Below are 19,735 nucleotides of genomic sequence, written 5' to 3' on the forward strand. Positions count from 1 at the left end.
GGGGCTTAAGATGACGGATTGGACAGTTGAAGACAGTAAAACGCTTTATGGAATTTCTAATTGGGGCGCTCCCTATTTTAACATCAACTCTAAGGGTAACGTGACCGTTGATGTTCCTGAAAAAGGAAACCCTGTTGATCTTAAAGAGATCATTGATGATCTTAAGGCCAATGGCATTCAAACCCCTGTGTTAATGCGCTTTCCAGATATTTTATCTTCAAGAATTAAATTATTAAATCGCTGTTTTCAAAGAGCCATGACAGATTATGGATACACAGGAAAGTACCGCGGTGTTTTTCCTGTTAAAGTGAACCAACAAAAGCATCTTGTCGAAGACCTTGTGAAATTTGGCGAACAAACAGGTTTGGGTTTAGAGTGTGGAAGCAAACCTGAGTTGATCATTGCTATTACAAAAATGAAGTACACAGATGGGCTCATCTTATGTAATGGCTTTAAAGATAGGGACTATATTGAAACGGCACTCCTTGCGACGAAACTAGGACGTGATGTGATCATTGTCGTGGATAGAAAATCAGAACTCGACATCATCCTTCAGGTAGCTAAAGAGCTTGAGATTAAACCCACTATTGGCTTACGAGCCAAGTTGAGCACACGAAGCGCAGGTCGCTGGGTGGAAAGCACAGGACACAAATCCAAATTTGGTCTTACTCCTTTTGAAATGGTAGAATGCGTGGAACGTTTAAAAGCCGAAGACATGCAAGATAGCCTTCAGCTGATTCACTTTCACCTAGGATCTCAAATTCCATCAATTCTTTCCATTAAAGCCTCTTTAAAAGAAGGTACTCGTTTTTTTACTGAGCTTTACAACTTAGGTGTAACTCCTAAGTATATTGATGTTGGCGGCGGACTAGGTGTGGACTATGATGGCTCGGGAAGTACTGAAAGCTCTACAAACTATTCAGAGCAAGAGTACGCCAACGATGTAGTGTACACCATTAAATCTATCTGTGACGAAAAGAAGGTTCCTCATCCTGACATCATCACCGAGTCTGGTCGGTCCTTAGTGGCTCACAGTTCGGTTCTGGTCTTTGATGTTTTAGGTTGTAATAACTTTGATAGCGTAGAGTCGCACGATTTCAAACCTCAACCTACCGATCACCAAATTTTACGTGACCTTTACGATATTTCTGAAGGTTTAAGTTTAAAAACGTTAAACGAAGGCTATAACGATTTAAAACAGATTCGCGCAGACATACTTCAACTTTTCACCTATGGGGTTTTAAATCTTGAGCAACGGGCCATTGCAGAACGTCTGATCTTTAATATCAGCAGTCGTATGCGTAAACTGATTCGAAACGAAGAAGACTTTGCAGACATTTTATATGAACTCGATTCATTTTTATGTGACTCTTATTTTTGTAACTTCTCTGTCTTTCAATCTCTTCCCGACTCATGGGCCGTAGATCAGATATTCCCTATTCTGCCTATCATGCGCCACAAAGAGCATCCCGATCGCAGAGCCATCATTGTGGACCTCACTTGTGATTCTGATGGCAAGGTCAATCGTTTTATCGATAGTGAAACCTACGAAGTCAAAAGCACATTAGAAGTTCACAGCCTTAAACCTAATGAGCCTTATTACATTGGTGCTTTTTTAGCTGGGGCTTACCAAGAGATTCTTGGAGACTTGCACAACCTATTTGGTGACACCAACGCCGTACACATTCATATTTCTGAAAATGGGGGCTATACCATTGACCATATTGTGCAAGGTGACAGCATGAGCGATGTCTTGTCATATGTGGAATATAATCCTGAAGAGTTTGTGGTCAGCCTTAACGAAGACTGTATGAATGGAATTTCCAAAGGGACACTTACGGAAGACCAGGCGGCTTTACTTATGAAACGATTTAAAACTTCATTGTTCAGCTCGACCTATTTAGGTTCCTAGTCCTGTTTTCTATCATCAACAAGTAATACTGTTCCTAGAGCTTTTAGCCTAGGACCTTTTGAAGTTGAATTCCTCAGCTTGATGAGGCTCTGATACTGATGGTATTCTTATGGGTATGTTTGCTAAGTTTTTCCCCTCGGTATTTCCATTAAATGATCCTGTTTTAATCTTTGCCATTGTGTTGGTGCTTTTTTTAACCGCACCCATGGTGATGAAACGCTTTAACTTACCTGGGATGATTGGACTTCTTCTTGCGGGAGCCATCTTAGGTCCTCACGCTTTAGGTATTTTAGCGCGTGACTCTTCCTTTATCTTACTGGGTGCTGTGGGACTCACCTACATCATGTTCACCGCAGCCTTAGAGATTGATCTTACTGTCTTTAAAAAATACGGAGTGAGTGGTTTTGTTTTTGGAATGTTGACCTTTGCCTTTCCTCAAGGCTTAGGAACCTTAATAGCCTATTACATTTTAGGCTTTGATCTTTTACCTGCTATCTTACTTGCAAGTATGTTGGCCTCACATACTCTGCTTGCTTATCCTATTGCAAGTAAACACGGTCTTTCTACAAATCGCGCGGTAACCGCTACCGTAGGCGGAACCATCATCACCGACACGCTCGCTCTTTTGGTTTTGGCTGTGGTGGCATCTTATGCTCAAGGCGATGGTGGCGAAGCGCTATGGTGGCGACTTGGGTTTTTTATCTCTACCTTTGTGGCAGGTGTGTTCTTTTTGGTTCCTCATTTAGGACGTTGGTTTTTTAAAAAATTTCCCAATGACGACAGTGCCCAATTTGTGTTTGTGCTGTCTTCTGTTTTTATGTGCGCGGCACTGGCTCACTTTGCAGGACTGGAACCCATTGTCGGCGCCTTTTTATCTGGCTTAGCCTTAAACAAATTGATCCCCCACAATAGCACCTTGATGAATCGCCTTAATTTTACAGGGGATGCCATCTTTATTCCTTTCTTCTTATTGTCCGTGGGAATGATTCTGGATGTGACCGTTCTCTTTAAGAGTTTTCGCATTTGGTGGCTTTCAATTGTCATCACTCTGATTGTAATCGGTACCAAATGGGCGGCGGCCAAAGTTTCTGGTTTTATTTTCAGATACAAAAATGAAGAGACTCAAATCATGTTTGGTTTAAGTGTGGTGCAAGCAGCTGCCACCCTAGCCACTGTGATGGTCGGTCACAGAATTGGAATGTTTGACGATGCCGTAGTGAATGCCGCCATCATCACTATTCTTGTCACCTGTATTTTAGGTCCTTATGTGGTCGACAAGTATGCCACGGCATTTGCCAGCTCCTCCACAAAAAAATCAGAGGATCACTCTGCTGAAACCAGTAATGACTCTATAATCATCCCTGTAGCACCAGAGCAAAATATACCTGCGCTACTTGAACTGTCTTTACTCTTACGCAACCCTAAAACTAAAGCCGCCATCTACCCCACTCATATCACTGCCGATAACGAAAACTTAAATGACAATATGGCGGCTGGAAAAAAATTGTTAAACAAAGCCCTGCATGACCTCAGTGCTGCAAATTGCCCCACAGAAGCCATTCATCGTGTCGACAGCGAACCTGCTCAAGCCCTTATTAAAATTCGTAAAGAGGTAGGAGCCTCAAAAGTTGTGATGAGTTGGGATGCTCGCCCCAGCGAAAAAGGAGCACAGTTTGGCTCTGTTATTGATGCCCTAGTCACAGACGGAGGGGCTAACCTTATCATTTCTAAACTTGCTTATTCTTTAAGTGGCTCTCGACGCATTAACCTTGTTTTTGCTCCTTTTAAATCTATGACCATTCCACTGGTTCAAGCGGCAAAAAACGCAGAAGTTATTGCCAAGCAGCTTGGAGTCTCTATGCAAGTGATGGTGGCTCAAGATAATTTGAATGATCTTAAAAATATGTTTAAAACCTATGAGTTGAATGTTTCAAAAACTCTGATTAGTTACCCATCTGGACGCACATGGTTTCCGTTTATGATTCAGAACACTTTGCCCCATGATCTTATCATTCTTATTCCCACATTAAATCAAAACGTGGATATGGTGGCCAATACTCCTTTAACAACAACTCAGCCAGAATCTAACCCTTCTGGTTCTACAGATAACTCCTATTCGCCTAATGATAGCACCATGATGACTTACAGTATTGTGGGTCGTTACTCCGACCAAAATCTATTGATCATCTTTGGCTCTAAAAGCTTAAATTAAATTTCAAAACTTGGATGTAAACATGAATGAAACTTATCAAAAACAAATTTTTAAATCTCCTTGGTCAGACATCAAGGAGCATTCCCTACGCGATGGCGTCATTCTTGTGTCTAATCAACTTTCACTTGAAGTGGCAGCCAAAGCAGTTGTTGAGAACAACACAGAAACCGTCAACAGTTGGATTGAATCCCAACTGATTGGAAAACCCACACCTGAACAGCTCGAAGAGTGGAACAATAATGTCAGCAAACCCTTTTTACTTTTTATCGCCCAACCTTACGTTTTGATTCAAGAGTTAGATTTGCAGTAATACTTCTGAAGTTATCGGTCTCTGCTTGTAACTTAAATGATTTAATCGGAAGGCCCTTTCCATCCACAGTTACCTTTACTCAAGGGACTCTCCCAGAAAGAAGTTACGGGTAAATTATTTTTTATTTAGCTTCTTTGCGGGGATCAAAAGCGTCCCTAACGCCTTCACCAATCATATTTAATGAAAATACAGTAATAAAAATGGCAATAGATGGAAACACCGCTAGCCACCACGCAATAGTAAAATAGTTTTTGGCTTGCTGTAACAGCTCACCCCAACTGGGTGTTGGAGGTTTTAAACCAAATCCCAAATAGTCTAAAGCAGTTAAGGCCGTGATCCCTCCCGCAATAGCAAAAGGCGAAAATGTCACAATAGGTGCCAGTGCATTGGGTAAAATGTGTTTAAACATGATGATGGGACGAGACACACCTACGGCTCGGGCAGCTTCGACAAATTCTCTTTGACGAAGTTTCAAGAACTCTGCACGAATATAAATACTAATTAAGGTCCACGCAAAGAGAGCCTGGAATAAAACCAACAGAGTGAAACTCGGTGATAGCATTGCAATCAAGGTGATCAGCACGGTCAGCGTAGGCAAGGACTCCCATACCTCTTGCACTCGCATTCCTATCAGATCCACAATGCCACCAGAAAAGCCCATAAAGGCTCCAATCACCACACCAATTGCATAAGAGATGATCCAAGCTAGAACCGCAAACCCAATACTATAGCGGAATCCATAGATCAAACGAGTTAAAACATCCCTTCCACGATCATCCGTTCCCATAAGATTTTGCTTGGAAGGTGCACTAGGATAGGAAGACAGATCATTGTTAAATTCAAAGGGACTCCACTCAATCAGGGGCCATATATCGAATTTATTTTTAGGATCTTCTTTTAAACTGCGATAATCCATTTGCATGATATCAGTGCGACCAAACTCAGTTGGATGATAATCAAAGTACACTGGAACATGTAGCTTGCCGTTATAAAGCATAAAAATAGGTTTATTGTTGGCCCACAGTTCTGCAGTCAGACTGATAAGCACTAAGAACAAGAACACATACACCGATGACAGTGCGCCTCGGCGATTTTTAAATCTTGCCCATCTTTTTTTTGCATTATCGTCTTTAAATAATTTATCGAACATCTCAATTCCTATTTAAAATCAATTCTTGGATCTACAAATGTGTAGGCAATATCTGTTAATAAACGACCAATAAGTAATAACACCGCAGGGATAAAGATCAGTGCCATAAGCACGTTGTAATCCCCATCTAACACCGCTCTAAAAGTTAAAAGTCCAATTCCATCCAATTGAAAAATCTGCTCGATGATGATCGAACCATTAAACATCACCAACAAAAAGGAATTTAAACCTGTCACAATAGGGATCAAAGCGTTACGAAGGGTATGCTTATACAATACCGTGTGCTCATCTAGACCCTTGGCTCTCGCGGTTCTGACATAATCCAACTTCACTTGATCTAAAAAAGAGTTCTTCATTAAAAATGTAAGGGCTGAAAAACTATGCAGCATGTAGCAGATCAAAGGCAAAATAAAATGATGAGCACGATCCACCACTTTTCCAAAAAAACTTTTATACTCATATCCATCAGAATAAAGTTCCCCAATAGGAAACCAATCCAAAAAGCTGGAACCCGCAAAGAACACAATCAACAAGATCGCCATCATCACCGTGGGAATAGAGTACATGACAAAGAGGACCATACTGGTGGCATTATCAAACGGGCTGCCATCTCTGACGGCTTTAAATATCCCCAAGGGTATACATATCAAATACACTAAGAGCAGCGAGATCAAGCCAAACTGCAAAGAGACTGGAAACCTCTGCATGATCACATCTACTACTGGTTCCTGATAGGTGAAGCTGTCTCCGAAATCCAGAGTGACCATGTTCTTCACCCAAATGCCATAACGAACAAGGATAGGTTTATCAAAACCGTACTGTTTCTTAAGAGCTTCGATCACCTCTTCAGAGACTCCCACTTGTGAGCCTCCGCCGCCACCACCACCTGCAGCGCCTGCAAACTTCATCTGTTGGATGATACGTTCAATAGGTCCACCTGGAGCCATATTGATAATGACAAAGCAAAATAGACTGATCCCAAACAAAGTGGGGATCATCAGTAAAATTCTTTTGAGTATATACTTAAACACGTCGTAAAACCTGCGCTATATTTCTGCGCCGCCGTTAGCAGACGGCATAGACCAATATTTTATACCCACAGTGTACTTATATGTGTCTTTTGGTCTTTGCACTTTTTTATCTACTCCGTGCATAGATTTGGGAATAAATAAAAACAAATAAGGCGCATCGTCCGCAATGATTTTATAAACTTCTCTGAGTAAAGGGATACGCTTTTTAGCATCTAACTCAGCTTGCGCTTTATCAATCAACTCATCCACTCTCTTGTTTTTGTAATTGATAAAGTTAGAGCCGTTGGCGTCGGCACTTTGGCTATGCCAAATTTGTTTTGGATCAATCTCGATGTCGTCTTCATCACCAGACCACGCTAAGGTCACGGCATCAAACTTTCTCTCATCTAAAGCTTTGATAAAGCTATTCCAATCCGCATTACGAATATCTAAGTCGATCCCTGCTTTTTTAAGGTCCTCTTTGTAAAGAGTGAAGTACTTCTCGACATCGCGGTTAGGATTAAGCAGTGTAAATCTAAAGTCCACTTTTTTTCCAGCCACCGTTTTATCTAAGATTCCATCCCCATCGCTGTCTTTCCATCCATCTTTAGCGAGTAAAGCTTTTGCCGCATCAGGATCATAGTTAAGGTCTTTGACATTGGGGTCTGCATACTGACTTTGACGATACCAAGGGCCATTGGCTAAGTAACCTTTCCCGTACATGAAACGCTCAATGATCAATTGGCGATTCATAAGATGGGTTAGAGCTCTTCTCGTGTCTTTGCCAGCAAAGATTGGATTATTCAGATTCCAAGCCACAAAGCTGTAAGACTTATAAGTGCTATTTTCTAAATCCAGTTTAGTAATGTGAGACCATTCTGGCTTTGTGGTATCAATCTTTTTTTCAAAATCTTCACCAGATAGAGCGCGGTAAGACAGCTGGCCTTTTTTAAGCATCTCTAAAGAAATCGCGTCCTCTTTAATAAAACGAATCACAATTCTATCAAACTGATGAGACTTGCTGATCGCTTCCGATGGGCTTTTGTAACCCCACCAGTCTGTATTTTTCTTAAGTACAATACTTTTAGCTTTGTTGTACTTATCAATCATGTACGGGCCTGAACCCACAAGAGTTTTAGACAGTTTATTATCTTTACTTTGCTTTTCATAAATAGATTTGGGCACGACTTTGATCAAACGAGCTAAGGTGTCTAAGTTTCCAAAGTACTTTCTTTCCACAGGAAACATGATCGTGTCTTCGGAAAGGATCTCTGGTGTGCCAATTCCTTGAACATAAGCCAACTTATGGGCAGCCTCATATTTAGGGTCTTTGATGGCATCAAAACTGAACTTCACATCTTCTACTGTAACGGGCTCTCCATTGGTGAACTTCGCATCTTTTCTAATCTTAAAAGTGTACTTCTTACCGTCAGCGGACACTTCCCAACTTTCAGCAATACCAGGAAGGTACTCGTTGGTGTCAGGATCCTTATTTAATAAACGGTCCACCACATAGTCTTGAACCTTAGTGGCATAATAATCCGAGCTGTTAATAGGATTTAAAGTCGTCGGTTCAGATTTAAAGGAAAAGTAATAGGTGTTTCCAGAAGAATGATTCGAGCTTTGTTTATTGCAGCCCACAGAAAGAACAGTCATCACAGTTAACGTAGCAGATACAATTATAGCTCGTGTCCATCCATTCATAGAAGAAACCTCCAAATCTGTTGAGACATGATATTTAACTTTTTTGCGCTAAGAATCAAGTTATACAATCATGTCATAGACGCTATGATCTTAATCAGGCTTAAGGTAGAATCTAACTCGTAGCAGTGAATTTTCAGAAATTAAAATAAGGACATCCCGTGAAGTGGTTAAGACAGTTTTACGAAAAATGCACAGAATTAGCGCAAAAACCCAGCGCTCTTCCCATTTTGGGAGCCTTCTCTTTTATTGAATCCATCTTTTTTCCTATTCCCACCGATCCTATTCTCATTGCAGTTTGTGCGGCGCGCCCTAAGCGTTCGTTAAAAGCCGCGGCATGGGCCATTATTTTTAGTGTCCTTGGTGGATGTGTTGGGTTTTTTATCGGCCATTACTTCTCAGACTTTGCACGCGAGCTTTTACTCAAATACTTCATCACCCCTAAAGATTGGGACAAACTGGTAGGATTCTTTGCGGCGGGAAGCTTTGCCTTTACCATCATCGGAGCCTTCACCCCCATCCCATTTAAAGTATTTACTATTGCCGCTGGTCTACTGGGTGGATCGTTCATCCCTTTTGTACTCGGGGCTTTAGTAGGTCGAAGTCTAAGATTTGGTTTAATAGGTATTTTGTTCTATTTCTTTGGGGAAACCATCAAAGTTTGGATTGAAGCTCATTTTGATAAAGTGGTCTGGGCCGTTTCTGCACTGATTATTTTATTAACTGCCCTTTACTTTTTAATCTAAATCTCTGAAAAGAGATTATGGAAAAAAATAAGACCTCAATTTTAGAAAAATTAAATCTATCTGAAGACACTTTGGCAGCTGACAGTCCTCTTTTTGGTTGGGAACGCTCCCAAGCCGAAAGTGAACTGGTCATCATCCCCGCTCCTTGGGAGCCCACCACATCTTTTAAGGGTGGAACTTCGGCTTCGCCTGGGCTGATTCGCGTGGCCAGTCATCAAATGGACTACTTCCACGAAGTCTATGGTTATGAACCTTATGCTAAAGGGATCTTCTATCAAGACGTGGACCCTAAAATTGAGCCCCTCCATGAGCGAGCCCTGAAACTCTGCGACTATGTTCAAAGTACTCTGGCTGAAAATGTAGACGCTGATGTCAGTAAAGAGCAGGCCGAGATGAATGGACTCAGTGATCAGTTCAATCACATCATTTACACTCAAGCTAAAGGTGTCCTTGAACAAAACAAAACCCCTGCGCTATTTGGTGGTGATCATTCCACTCCATTTGGAGTCTTAAAAGCATTAAGTGAAAAGTACGACGAGTGGTCTATCCTACATATTGATGCCCACTTAGACTTGCGCGTAGCCTACCAAGGATTTAATCATTCCCACGCGTCCATCATGTATAACGCTTCAAAGTTACCCAATGCTCCGAAAAATTTAGTGCATGTGGGAGTTCGAGATTTTTCACAAAGCGAATACACTTATGCACAAAGTAATGGGCATAAGATATGGACAGATCGACGTTTAAAAACTTTAGAATTTGAAAATCAAAGCTGGGATCAAATCATTGATCAAATTTTGCAGCCCTTAAATAAGAATGTGTATGTCAGTTTTGATATTGATGGCTTAGACCCTAATCTATGCCCAGGAACAGGAACTCCAGTGCCTGGAGGCTTAACTTATGGCAACGCCTGTCGCTTGATCGAAACACTGGCTAAGCGCACCAATATCGTTGGCTTTGATCTGGTCGAAGTGGCCTCGCCAGAGCAAGACCCCGAAGACTGGAACTGCAACGTGGGCGCTCGGCTCTTGTTTGAATTGTGCCTCGCCACACTTTCCACAACGAAATAAAATTAAAATCTGAAAATAACGACATAAAATTAAAATCTGAAAATCTTGATGCGAAAGCCACCCGCTTTCGCACACTCGACCCTATTACAACACAGTATGGGGCGCGTGGAACTTCACTCTTTGGGTCTAACATCAAAATAAAAAAATCCTGCCTTTAAGAGCAGGACTTTTATTCTGATATCCTTAAAGAATATCCTATGATTTTATTTAGCGTATCGAGGACAGATCACTATCTAGCGTAACGCTTGCCTATGCTCTCGCGCATTTCAGCACCTTCGATGCTTAAGCGAGTCCAAGGGATAGCTCTGAGTCTTTGTGGCTCAATGGCTTCGTCGGTCTCTTCGCAGATTCCAAATGTACCATTTTCGATTCTTGCTAATGCAGATTCAATTTCTAGCAACTGTCTGCGAATACGATCAGCCATATGAAGCATTTCTCTCTCAGCAAGTGCTCTCACAGTTTGGTCACCTTCATCGCCACCCTTTTCTTCTGAATACAGATTTTGACGAGTGTCCTTTACGCGGTTAAGCAGGTCGCTCTTCGCTGCGATTAGTTTTTCTTTACATTCGTTAATGAGTTCTTTAGAGATTAACTCCATTTTTTCCCCCTGTTTGTTCGTCAGCCCCCTCCAAATTGGTGCCGAATTGGAACTGGAGAAAATTTACATGCTAACCGTTATCAAACGCAAGCTAAAAAACAACATTTTGCGAAAATTATTTATATCTTAACAATAACAAATTCTTATGGGCCCAAATAGCTGAAATAGAAGGCATTTTTTGAAATTTCATTCACTTTTGCACCGTCATATTTTCATTACCGTCTCAATACTAGACCGAGGTCGAGTTGATTCTTAGACCTTTTTCTACCTTTCAAAACTCATTTCATGCGGCCAAATATATAAACCATGCCGATGCGGCCGCAGCTTTGCACATCACAGAATGTGACTTACAAGACACTCTTTTACTCTTCGCGGTCTGTTGGAGAGGGTCTTCGTTCGCTTTCTAGAAACACAGTTTCAGTCACTACCTCGACCTCTGTGCCTGGCCCCACATCTCTGATTTCTCCCCCGATGTCATCAAAATCATATATGTTTGAGGAAGGGTCTCGGCCAAAGGGGGTACTGTTATACACCATACGAAAGCGGCCATCTTTGGCCATACGTTTTAAATTTCTACTCATCAGTAAACCGATCAAGCCACGCGTAGGACCAAATAAACAGAGCAGTCCAAGCACATCTGTGAGCAAGCCTGGAACAATCAAAAGAAGTGCCCCTAAGAAGATCAACAGTCCTTTGAGCATTTCTTTTTCAGGGCTCGACTTTTCTTTTAACGTTTTATTTAAGGCTCCGATCATGATCAAAGAGCGAAAACGCAAGATGGTGAACCCTAACCACGCCGTGAAAAGCACTTCTATCAGCAGAACCCAAAAGCCATAAGCCTGAAAGGCTTTTACAAAAAGATAAATCTCTAAGACAGGTAACAATAAAAATAATATCAATGTCATGTGTACACCTTAAAATTTTAAAACCATTTCTAAAGGGCAATGATCTGAACCCACTTGATGATCTAAGTGCTTAAAGGACTTTATAAAAGGCAAAAGCCCTGGGGTGACACACATATAATCAATTCTCCACCCTCTGTTGTTGTCACGAGCGCGTTCACGGTAAGACCACCACGTGTACTTGTCTCTTGCTTGAGGATTAAAATGTCTGAACGCATCTACAAAGCCCACTTCTAAAAAGGAATCAAACCACTCTCTTTCTTCAGGCAAGAACCCACTGACTTTGGATAAACGAACGGGGTCATAAACATCGACTTCTTTGTGAGCCACGTTATAGTCCCCAACAAGAATGATCTGCTCGCCCGCAGCGATCATGCCTGCCAGATGATCCGTAAAGTCTTCTAAGAAGTCCATCTTAAAACTTTGCCTCTCATCCCCCATTCCCCCATTGGGAAAATAGACATTGTAAAGCAAAAATTCTGGGAATTTGGTCACCACAAAACGGCCTTCAGAATCGTATTTCTCTATTTCAATTCCATGCTGCACCCACTGAGGCTCTTCCTTACTGAGCGTGCATGTGCCTGAATAGCCTGCCTTCACCGCCTCAGACCAATACCCATGAGGATACAGATCCTGATAGCGCTCTTCATCCAGTTGGTTGAGTTTGCTTTTGGTCTCTTGCACACAAAAGACATCGGGCTGCTGACGCTCTAAAAAATTACGCAGTCCTTTTTTGTGGAGAGCTCTGATTCCGTTGACGTTCCAAGATATGATCTTCAGTGACTTTGACATAGCAAAGAACTATAGTTATCTAACAACCAGTGTGAAGAACATCCGCGTCATTTTGGAGGAAAAATGAGTCTAATCGGAACTATGGCCCCACCATTCAAAGCCCCAGCCGTAACACCTGATAATCAGATCGGAGAATTCCGCTTTGATAACTGCAAAGGCCAATGGGTGGTTTTGTTTTTCTACCCTCTGGATTTCACTTTTGTGTGCCCCACTGAAATCACTCAATTTCGTGAACTTAAAAATGCCTTCGCAGACAGAAAAGCCATAGTGGTCGGATGCAGCGTGGACTCTGTTTATGCCCATAAAAAATGGATTGATGACGATTTAGGAGATTTGGGCTTTTACCTCGTGTCAGACCTTAAAAAGACCATCTCTAGAGACTACGACTGTTACTTAGAAACAGACGGTGTGGCCACGCGTGCGACATACATCATCGACCCCGAAGGACGCATCCAATACGCCAGTCAAAACAATCTTAATGTAGGCCGTGACGCCGAAGAGATACTCCGAGTCCTTGACGCCCTTCAAACTGGGGAACTCTGCGGAGCGGGTTGGACTAAGGGCTCTAAAACTTTAAACCCTTAAGTTCAACATGCTTCACGTTCACGAAAATTCAGATTGCTTTAAACGAACTCAGGAGAGTTTTTCTTATTTTTATCCCACAACCTCTGAGCGTTTTGATCTTGAGGCCTCTCAAAATTTATTTTCCACTTTTAAGTTAGAATTCCCAGTGTCCCTTCTGCAGGGCGTACAAGAGTTTGTACGGCAATTTTACGACATCACCAAGACTTCGGCATACCAGCAGCAAGTGATTTCAACCCCACTGGCAAATGTTTTAGATCACCCTTATAAACCCTCTGTGCTCTGCTGTTTTGACTTTCATTATGATTCTGAATCCAAAACTTTAAAGCTGATTGAGGTCAACACCAACGCTTCGGGGTACCTTGTTGGGTGTCTGGCTTTTGAAGGTTGGGACGTGTCTTCGATTCCCTATCGGGACGAACTGCTGCGCTCTTTTAAAAATTCAGATTTACTCAGTAAGAACCATCTCTACATTATGGATGAAAATCCCAAGCAGCAAAAAATGTATTTAGAGTTTATGCTTTATCAGGAGTTCTTACAGAAACACATCCAAACAGTTTCCATCATGGATTCCCAAGAACTCGAACACAAGTTTCTTGGAAAAGAAGTCCATGCCAGTGAGATTGCTATTTATAACCGTGATACTGACTTTTATTTAGAACGCTTACCACAGATGCAAGAGCTTTACAGGCAAAACCTCCTCACCCTTAACCCGCATCCATTGGATTATGATCTACTGGCCAAAAAAACCAATTTAGATATTTTACAAAGCTGGATTGAGTCTGATGAAAAGTTTAGGTCCTACTTCTTGCAATCAGGCCTTGTGCGCGATCGCTTTCAAAATTACGATGAGCTGATTCAAGAAAAAAAATCTTTGTTTTTCAAACCTCCTTCCTCCTTTGGTGGCAAATCTATTTATAAAGGCGCGAGTGTCTCTAATAAATATTTGCAAAGCATCTGGGATGAGAATTTTCTTTTCCAACAAAGCTTTCCCGCTGGAAAATTCACAACTTCAGACCAACAAGAATGGAAGTATGATTTGCGTTTTTACACTTATGACGGTTTGGTGCAGTTTTATCTTGCCCGAGTCTATCAAGGACAAATCACTAACTTTCAAACATCAGGCGGGGGCTTTGCGCCAGTTGTTTTTGCTTAAAAAATATGTTTAAGTCCTTTTGGTACAGGAGCACAATATGCTTAAAATTAACGATCAGGTTACATTTGATAACGACAAAAACTTTGTCCTTATTGGTGGACTTAATGTTTTAGAGTCCCGCGACCTTGCCTTTAAAGCTGCCGAAACTTTTCTTAAAGAAACCAGTAAAAGGAATATTCCTTATGTGTTCAAGGCGTCTTTTGATAAAGCCAATAGATCTTCTGTACATTCCTACAGAGGCCCAGGAATGGATGAAGGCTTAAAAATTTTTGAAGAGCTTAAAAAAGAATTCAACATTCCTGTGATCACAGACATACACGAACCTCATCAGGCCAAGCCCTGTGCGGAAGTGATTGATATTCTACAACTTCCTGCGTTCTTATCGCGTCAGACCGACCTAGTGATTGCTATGGCTGAAACTCTTAAACCCATTCACGTTAAGAAGGCCCAGTTCCTAGCCCCCAATCAAATGCGCCACATTATTAAAAAATGTGCTGAAGTGGGCAACGACAAGATCATGCTCTGTGAACGTGGGACCAGCTTTGGTTACGGCGGGCTTATTGTAGATATGCTCAGTTTAAGTGAAATGAAAAAATTTAATGTTCCTGTGACTTTTGATGTGACCCACTCTTTGCAACTTCCTGGGGGATTGCAAAACTCCACTGGTGGTCGCAGAGAGCATCTTTTTGAACTCGCACGCGCAGGCATGGCCGTTGGCCTTTCTGCGATTTTTGTAGAGGCACATCCAGACCCCGATAACGCAAAATGCGACGGGCCATCGGCATTGCCCTTAAACTTGCTTGGTGAATTTTTAGATCAAGTTAAAGCTATTGATGATTTAGTGAAAAGTTTCGCAAAAATACATGTGAATTAGTGACAAGTGAAATCTGTGCTTGAATCTCACAGATCTAACCCTAAACTAGGACATTGTTTTAATGTTGAAAAAACCCAACCTCATCGAATTTGATTCGATCTGGAAATCTTATGGAAGCCTTAATGTTCTCTCTGATGTGAGCTTTGGGATAGAAACAGGCAGCTCAGTAGCCATCATCGGTGAAAGTGGCTCAGGAAAAACTACTCTGCTGAAAATTCTCTGCGGTCTGATAGAGGCCGATCAAGGTGAAGTCTTCTTCAAAAGTAAATCCATCTTTGGACAAATGTCAGAGTTTAAAAGACACTTTGGCTATGTCACTCAACGCGCCACTTTACTCCCTCATTTGACTGTCAAAAAAAACATTGAACTTCCTGCTCACATTCATAAAAACACAAAAGCCCTTAAGGAACGCACCCTTGCCCTTATGGACATGCTGCAAATGGACCCTAAAGACATTTTAAACAAATACCCCTTTCAGCTCAGCGGGGGTCAGAAGCAGCGAGTGGTGATTGCACGCGCTTTGATTAACGACCCTGATCTTTTGATCATGGACGAGCCTTTCTCGGCTTTAGACTCTATCACCAAAAACGAAGTGTACGACCAGTTCCTACAGATCAAAGCTCATATCAACAAAACCACTCTACTCGTCACTCATGACTTTCATGAAGCCGAGCTGATGTCAGATAAGGTGGTGATCCTACACAAATCTAAAATTGCGCAAGAAGGTCCTTTTGCTGAGATACGACAAAACCCAAGTTCAAAATATGTAAAAAACTTTATTGAATCCCAAAGCTGGCGGGTTGATGATGAAGATTAAATTAGGGCTGCTCTTTTTATTGTGTTGTACGTTTTCTACCTCTCTAGCTCTGGCGCAAAAGTCAGATGCGTCTCTTACCATTGCTGGGAAAAATTTTACTGAACAGGACATTTTGGTGGACCTTCTAGCTGTGCTTCTCAAAGAAGAACGCCCCAATATTATCATCCATAAGAAGAAAAGCCTTGGCGGCACTTCCGTCACCTACGAATCCGTCAAAAATGGAAATGTGGATATGTATGTGGAGTACTCAGGTACGGCCTACTACTCCATCTATAAACAAACTCTTCAGAAATCTAAAAGACAAATCCACGGATATTTAGAAAAACGTTTTGCCGAAGAAGGATTGTTTTGGAGTCCCGCTCTGGGCTTTAATAACACCTACGCCCTTTTGATCAAAGACAGTCCCGACCACTCAGAGTTAAAGACCATTTCTGATCTTCGACCGATTGCTCAGAACTTAATGATAGGCACTGATCCTGAAATCTCTACTCGTCCTGACGGCTACAATGAATTTTTAAATCATTATGACATTCGTTTTAAATCGCACATGATGATGAACACAGGGTTACTTTATCAGTCACTCAACAACAATCGAGTGGATGCCATCATTGGATATTCCACCGATGGCCGTATCCCTACGGCAGGCCTTAAGATTCTTCAAGATGATTTAGGTTTTTTTCCAGATTACTCGGCATCTGTTCTTGTGAATCAAAAGACTTTAGAAAAGCACCCATGGATTCGCAAAGCTCTGCATAAACTTTATGACGAGATTGATGATCAAACCATGCAAATCTTAAATGCAAAGGTGGACTTCAACAAATTGGACTCTGTAGCTGTAGCTAAAGAATTTGCGGCACAAAAGCATTGGATCAACCCCGACGGCGTTGTCGATCCTGAGCAGCAGTCCTTTTGGGAGTTTGTAAAAAGCAAAAAGAATTTTTTATTTAAAAAAATCCAAGAGCATTTATTTCTAACATTTTTAGCTTTTCTTATTGTCACTTTGCTTGGGGTGACCCTTGGTATTGTCTCTTACTATAATGAAACCGTACAGAAGGTGGCGTTCCTCTTCGTCAACTTAAGCCAAACCATACCCAGTTTAGCGCTGTTTGGAATGTTGATTCCTATTTTAGGCATTGGGGTTAAACCCAGCTTAGTGGCACTAGTTTTATACTCTCTTTTACCTATTGTCAGAAACACCTACACAGGCTTGTGTGAAGTCGAACCTTCCATCCTAGAGACCTGTGAGATTCTTGGCATGAATAAACGTCAAATTCTTTTTAAGGTTCTACTGCCCATGTCTTTAGTGACCATTTCCGCAGGTTTAAGAACCAGCCTTGTCATCATTGTGGGTACTGCTACCATTGCTTCTTTTATTGGTGCGGGTGGGTTGGGTGACCCTATCTTTCAAGGCATCACTTCATTAAATAACCGCCTGATCCTCTTAGGGGCCTTACCTGCGGCGTCATTAGCCATTCTCTTAGACTTTTTACTGCACTATGGCACCCGTTTTTTACTCTCGCCAGGACTGAAACAAGATCGACCAAACATGACTTGAACCCACGACACCAACAAGATAGTTTTTGCTCATGGGCGAACACATTAAAGACATTCCATTACATTTGCATAAGTACATCGTCGAACAAAACTATGAACGTTACACATGGGAAGACCAAGAAGTGTGGCGCTTTATCATGCAGCAATTGAAGTCTTATCTTTCTGTGCACGCCCATCCTGCTTACGTCGAAGGGCTAAGTAAAACAGGAATCAGCACCGAAGAAATTCCTAAAATTACGGACATGGATAGCAAACTTAAAAAGTTTGGCTGGCGCGCCGTTCCCGTCAGCGGATTCATCCCCCCTGCCGCATTTATGGAGTTTCAATCCCTAAGCATCCTACCCATAGCTAGTGATATGAGAACAGTGGAGCACATTCTTTACACTCCCGCTCCTGATATTGTTCACGAAGCTGCGGGACATGCTCCGATTCTTATCGATCCTGATTTTTCGAGATATTTAAAAAGTTACGCGGAAGTGGCCAGTAAATCACTCTTGAGCTCCGAGGACTTGGCCCTTTATGAGGCCATTAGAAACTTAAGTGACATCAAAGAGGCACCTGGCAGCACAGACGAAGACATTAAAAAACACAATGATCATTTGAATCATGTCATCCAGTCGATGAGCTTTGTGTCTGAAGCCCAGCTTTTGGGACGTATGAATTGGTGGACCGCGGAGTATGGTCTTATTGGTCCCCTTGATCAGCCCAAAATATTTGGCGCAGGACTTTTATCCTCCATCGGTGAATCTCGTAATGCTTTAACTAAACCCAAAAAACTTCCTCTGACAGTCGGCTGTTTAAACTACAGCTATGATATCACCGAGCAACAACCGCAACTTTTTGTGACTCCTGATTTTGATAATCTCATCACTGTCCTAGATGAAATGTCAGAAACTCTGGCCTATAAGGTTGGCGGCAAAAAGGCTTTAGATAAAGCTTTACAAGCCAACACCGTGTGCACTGTGATCTTAGAGGGAGGGCTTAGCTATTCTGGGATTTTAGAAAAGTATCAAGGTGATGATAAAGGAGCTAGCTATCTGGGCTTTAAGGGCCCCGTACAAATCGCTAACGATGAGGGGTTTATTGAACTGATCGAAACTCCTTACTATGAAGTTACATTTAATGATCCTATTCCTGTGCCTTCTGTGCATGGTGGCCCTAGAGACTTTAAAAACTTTCCTATGATAGATGACTTTGTGGCATCACGAGTGCCCACAAAAAAACGCAGCGACTACGATTTGAAAAAATTTGCCTCTTACAAAGACTTGCGAGACTTACGACAACAAGGAAGTCAAAACCAGTGGAAGGACGAAGCTTTCCATCGTCTTTATGATGTCTATAACTCCGAACTTTCTAAAGAATGGCTCTTGGGACTTGGACTGCTTGAGGTGTTATTGCGCTATTCACCGTCATCCCAAGACCCTATTGTTCGCTTAACCCAAAATCTTAAATCTCAAACTCTGATATCAGAAGATGAAAAGACCTGCATTGAACTTGGATTTGAACTGTTTCGCAAAGAGGCTCTTTGTTAGTGCCCCCCAAAAAGCCCATAGTCCATAGTGTTTTAGTACGCACAAAAAATGCGGCTAACATTGGTTCTGCGGCACGTGCTACAGCCAATCTCTCCACAGATGGCAAGCTGATCCTGATCGGTGCCCGAACAAGCCTTAACAGTCAGTCCCGTAAGATGGCGGCAGGCGCACAAGACATTTTGGATCAGCACGAGGCTTATGAAAGTTGGGAAGACTTTTTAAACACTCATGCCTCAGGAATTCGTTTAGGGCTGTCGCGCCGTAGTGGTAAACAGCGCAAGCCGCTCTCGCTTCCCGACTCTCTACATCGCGCCCTCAGTGTGCCCGAGCATCACTCGGCTCATATCTATTTAGTTTTTGGACCCGAAGAGGATGGCCTAAGCACAGACGATCTGGATCACTGCCACATGACCTGCTTTTTACCTACTTACGGAAGTTTTAAGTCCCTCAACCTCGCGCAGGCCGTACTGCTGGCCCATTACGTGACCCAGCAGAACTTAGAGCAGCTCATCTTTAAAAAAGACGGATACTCACTTGGAACACTCCCGCAGTTTGAACAGCTCACCAGCCAAGGTAGCCCCTTATTTCCCGATCAAGCCTTTAAAGAGTATCTGAAGATGGTCCTTCCCCACACCCATGATCAAACTTTGAGCAACAGTTATGAGATTCTACGCCGAATGATTCTTCGAGCCACACCCACTCACAAAGAGCTTGAACTTTTCTCTTTAACGATAAAAAACTGTCTTGATCTTAAAACCAGAAGCATTGACGATACTACCATAGTTGGGAGTAAGACAGAGTGAGCACAAAGGGTCTA

18 protein-coding genes are annotated in these 19,735 nt (G+C 42.1%); 12 read left to right on the forward strand and 6 right to left on the reverse strand.

The genetic code is table 11. The annotated features are described in order from the left end of the window. Positions 1-10: 10 nt before the first annotated feature. The 3 genes from speA to M9899_05375 all read left to right on the forward strand — a co-directional run bounded on the left by speA (position 11) and on the right by M9899_05375 (position 4,434). Positions 11-1,912 carry a biosynthetic arginine decarboxylase gene (speA, locus tag M9899_05365; protein ID MCO5113585.1) on the forward strand — a complete coding sequence of 634 codons (1,902 nt, stop codon included), beginning with the start codon at positions 11-13 and terminating at the stop codon, positions 1,910-1,912. 115 nt (positions 1,913-2,027) lie between these two features. Further along, complete coding sequence (locus M9899_05370) at positions 2,028-4,124, forward strand: cation:proton antiporter (protein MCO5113586.1); 2,097 nt, start codon at positions 2,028-2,030, stop codon at positions 4,122-4,124. A 22-nt stretch (positions 4,125-4,146) separates the two neighbouring features. After that, positions 4,147-4,434 carry a DUF2288 domain-containing protein gene (locus M9899_05375; protein ID MCO5113587.1) on the forward strand — a complete coding sequence of 96 codons (288 nt, stop codon included), beginning with the start codon at positions 4,147-4,149 and terminating at the stop codon, positions 4,432-4,434. Positions 4,435-4,555: 121 nt separating this feature from the next. Here the strand turns inward: M9899_05375 and M9899_05380 are convergent, their stop codons facing one another. The 3 genes from M9899_05380 to M9899_05390 are packed head-to-tail and all read right to left on the reverse strand — an operon-like array spanning position 4,556 to position 8,298. After that, the gene (locus M9899_05380) at positions 4,556-5,584 is read right to left on the reverse strand and encodes an ABC transporter permease subunit (protein ID MCO5113588.1); all 1,029 of its coding nucleotides are present in this window, start codon (positions 5,582-5,584) and stop codon (positions 4,556-4,558) included. A gap of 8 nt (positions 5,585-5,592) precedes the next feature. Then, positions 5,593-6,615 carry an ABC transporter permease subunit gene (locus M9899_05385; protein MCO5113589.1) on the reverse strand — a complete coding sequence of 341 codons (1,023 nt, stop codon included), beginning with the start codon at positions 6,613-6,615 and terminating at the stop codon, positions 5,593-5,595. Between the two features lie 15 nt (positions 6,616-6,630). Then, entirely contained in the window at positions 6,631-8,298 is a 1,668-nt protein-coding gene (locus tag M9899_05390) for an ABC transporter substrate-binding protein (protein MCO5113590.1), read from the reverse strand. A 158-nt stretch (positions 8,299-8,456) separates the two neighbouring features. Here M9899_05390 and M9899_05395 point away from each other — a divergent pair, with 158 nt between their 5' ends. Then, on the forward strand, positions 8,457-9,041 hold the full coding sequence (locus M9899_05395) for a VTT domain-containing protein (GenBank protein ID MCO5113591.1): 585 nt from the start codon (positions 8,457-8,459) through the stop codon (positions 9,039-9,041). A 17-nt stretch (positions 9,042-9,058) separates the two neighbouring features. Then, positions 9,059-10,111 carry an agmatinase family protein gene (locus M9899_05400; protein ID MCO5113592.1) on the forward strand — a complete coding sequence of 351 codons (1,053 nt, stop codon included), beginning with the start codon at positions 9,059-9,061 and terminating at the stop codon, positions 10,109-10,111. Positions 10,112-10,340: 229 nt separating this feature from the next. Here the strand turns inward: M9899_05400 and M9899_05405 are convergent, their stop codons facing one another. The 3 genes from M9899_05405 to M9899_05415 all read right to left on the reverse strand — a co-directional run bounded on the left by M9899_05405 (position 10,341) and on the right by M9899_05415 (position 12,403). Beyond that, positions 10,341-10,709, reverse strand: a complete 369-nt coding sequence (locus M9899_05405) for a TraR/DksA family transcriptional regulator (GenBank protein ID MCO5113593.1) — start codon at positions 10,707-10,709, stop codon at positions 10,341-10,343. Positions 10,710-11,071: 362 nt separating this feature from the next. Then, entirely contained in the window at positions 11,072-11,614 is a 543-nt protein-coding gene (locus M9899_05410; protein MCO5113594.1) for an FxsA family protein, read from the reverse strand. A gap of 9 nt (positions 11,615-11,623) precedes the next feature. After that, entirely contained in the window at positions 11,624-12,403 is a 780-nt protein-coding gene (locus M9899_05415; protein MCO5113595.1) for an exodeoxyribonuclease III, read from the reverse strand. Positions 12,404-12,466: 63 nt separating this feature from the next. Here M9899_05415 and M9899_05420 point away from each other — a divergent pair, with 63 nt between their 5' ends. The 7 genes from M9899_05420 (at position 12,467) to M9899_05450 (ending at position 19,721) form a co-directional block, all read left to right on the forward strand. Then, a complete protein-coding gene (locus M9899_05420; protein MCO5113596.1) occupies positions 12,467-12,988 on the forward strand; it encodes a peroxiredoxin in 522 nt (173 codons plus the stop codon). Positions 12,989-12,995: 7 nt separating this feature from the next. Then, positions 12,996-14,141 carry a hypothetical protein gene (locus M9899_05425; GenBank protein ID MCO5113597.1) on the forward strand — a complete coding sequence of 382 codons (1,146 nt, stop codon included), beginning with the start codon at positions 12,996-12,998 and terminating at the stop codon, positions 14,139-14,141. A 37-nt stretch (positions 14,142-14,178) separates the two neighbouring features. Next, the gene (gene kdsA, locus M9899_05430; protein ID MCO5113598.1) at positions 14,179-15,015 is read left to right on the forward strand and encodes a 3-deoxy-8-phosphooctulonate synthase; all 837 of its coding nucleotides are present in this window, start codon (positions 14,179-14,181) and stop codon (positions 15,013-15,015) included. Between the two features lie 61 nt (positions 15,016-15,076). Further along, a complete protein-coding gene (locus tag M9899_05435) occupies positions 15,077-15,832 on the forward strand; it encodes an ABC transporter ATP-binding protein (GenBank protein ID MCO5113599.1) in 756 nt (251 codons plus the stop codon). Next, complete coding sequence (locus tag M9899_05440; GenBank protein ID MCO5113600.1) at positions 15,819-17,387, forward strand: ABC transporter permease subunit; 1,569 nt, start codon at positions 15,819-15,821, stop codon at positions 17,385-17,387. Before M9899_05435 ends, M9899_05440 begins: the two co-directional genes overlap by 14 nt. 31 nt (positions 17,388-17,418) lie before the next feature. After that, complete coding sequence (locus tag M9899_05445) at positions 17,419-18,918, forward strand: aromatic amino acid hydroxylase (protein ID MCO5113601.1); 1,500 nt, start codon at positions 17,419-17,421, stop codon at positions 18,916-18,918. After that, complete coding sequence (locus M9899_05450) at positions 18,918-19,721, forward strand: RNA methyltransferase (protein ID MCO5113602.1); 804 nt, start codon at positions 18,918-18,920, stop codon at positions 19,719-19,721. The genes M9899_05445 and M9899_05450 overlap by 1 nt, the downstream gene beginning before the upstream one ends. Positions 19,722-19,735 lie beyond the last annotated feature (14 nt).

The sequence above is a fragment of the Pseudobdellovibrionaceae bacterium genome, from assembly GCA_023954155.1.
Lineage (GTDB): Bacteria > Bdellovibrionota > Bdellovibrionia > Bdellovibrionales > UBA1609 > JAMLIO01.

Coding starts and splice junctions, on each gene's coding strand:
- speA (MCO5113585.1), top strand. CDS start 11: ATGACGGATTGGACAGTTGAAGACAGTAAAACGCTTTATGGAATTTCT.
- M9899_05370 (MCO5113586.1), top strand. CDS start 2,028: ATGTTTGCTAAGTTTTTCCCCTCGGTATTTCCATTAAATGATCCTGTT.
- M9899_05375 (MCO5113587.1), top strand. CDS start 4,147: ATGAATGAAACTTATCAAAAACAAATTTTTAAATCTCCTTGGTCAGAC.
- M9899_05380 (MCO5113588.1), bottom strand. CDS start 5,584: ATGTTCGATAAATTATTTAAAGACGATAATGCAAAAAAAAGATGGGCA.
- M9899_05390 (MCO5113590.1), bottom strand. CDS start 8,298: ATGAATGGATGGACACGAGCTATAATTGTATCTGCTACGTTAACTGTG.
- M9899_05400 (MCO5113592.1), top strand. CDS start 9,059: ATGGAAAAAAATAAGACCTCAATTTTAGAAAAATTAAATCTATCTGAA.
- M9899_05405 (MCO5113593.1), bottom strand. CDS start 10,709: ATGGAGTTAATCTCTAAAGAACTCATTAACGAATGTAAAGAAAAACTA.
- M9899_05410 (MCO5113594.1), bottom strand. CDS start 11,614: ATGACATTGATATTATTTTTATTGTTACCTGTCTTAGAGATTTATCTT.
- M9899_05415 (MCO5113595.1), bottom strand. CDS start 12,403: ATGTCAAAGTCACTGAAGATCATATCTTGGAACGTCAACGGAATCAGA.
- M9899_05420 (MCO5113596.1), top strand. CDS start 12,467: ATGAGTCTAATCGGAACTATGGCCCCACCATTCAAAGCCCCAGCCGTA.
- M9899_05425 (MCO5113597.1), top strand. CDS start 12,996: ATGCTTCACGTTCACGAAAATTCAGATTGCTTTAAACGAACTCAGGAG.
- kdsA (MCO5113598.1), top strand. CDS start 14,179: ATGCTTAAAATTAACGATCAGGTTACATTTGATAACGACAAAAACTTT.
- M9899_05435 (MCO5113599.1), top strand. CDS start 15,077: ATGTTGAAAAAACCCAACCTCATCGAATTTGATTCGATCTGGAAATCT.
- M9899_05440 (MCO5113600.1), top strand. CDS start 15,819: ATGATGAAGATTAAATTAGGGCTGCTCTTTTTATTGTGTTGTACGTTT.
- M9899_05445 (MCO5113601.1), top strand. CDS start 17,419: ATGGGCGAACACATTAAAGACATTCCATTACATTTGCATAAGTACATC.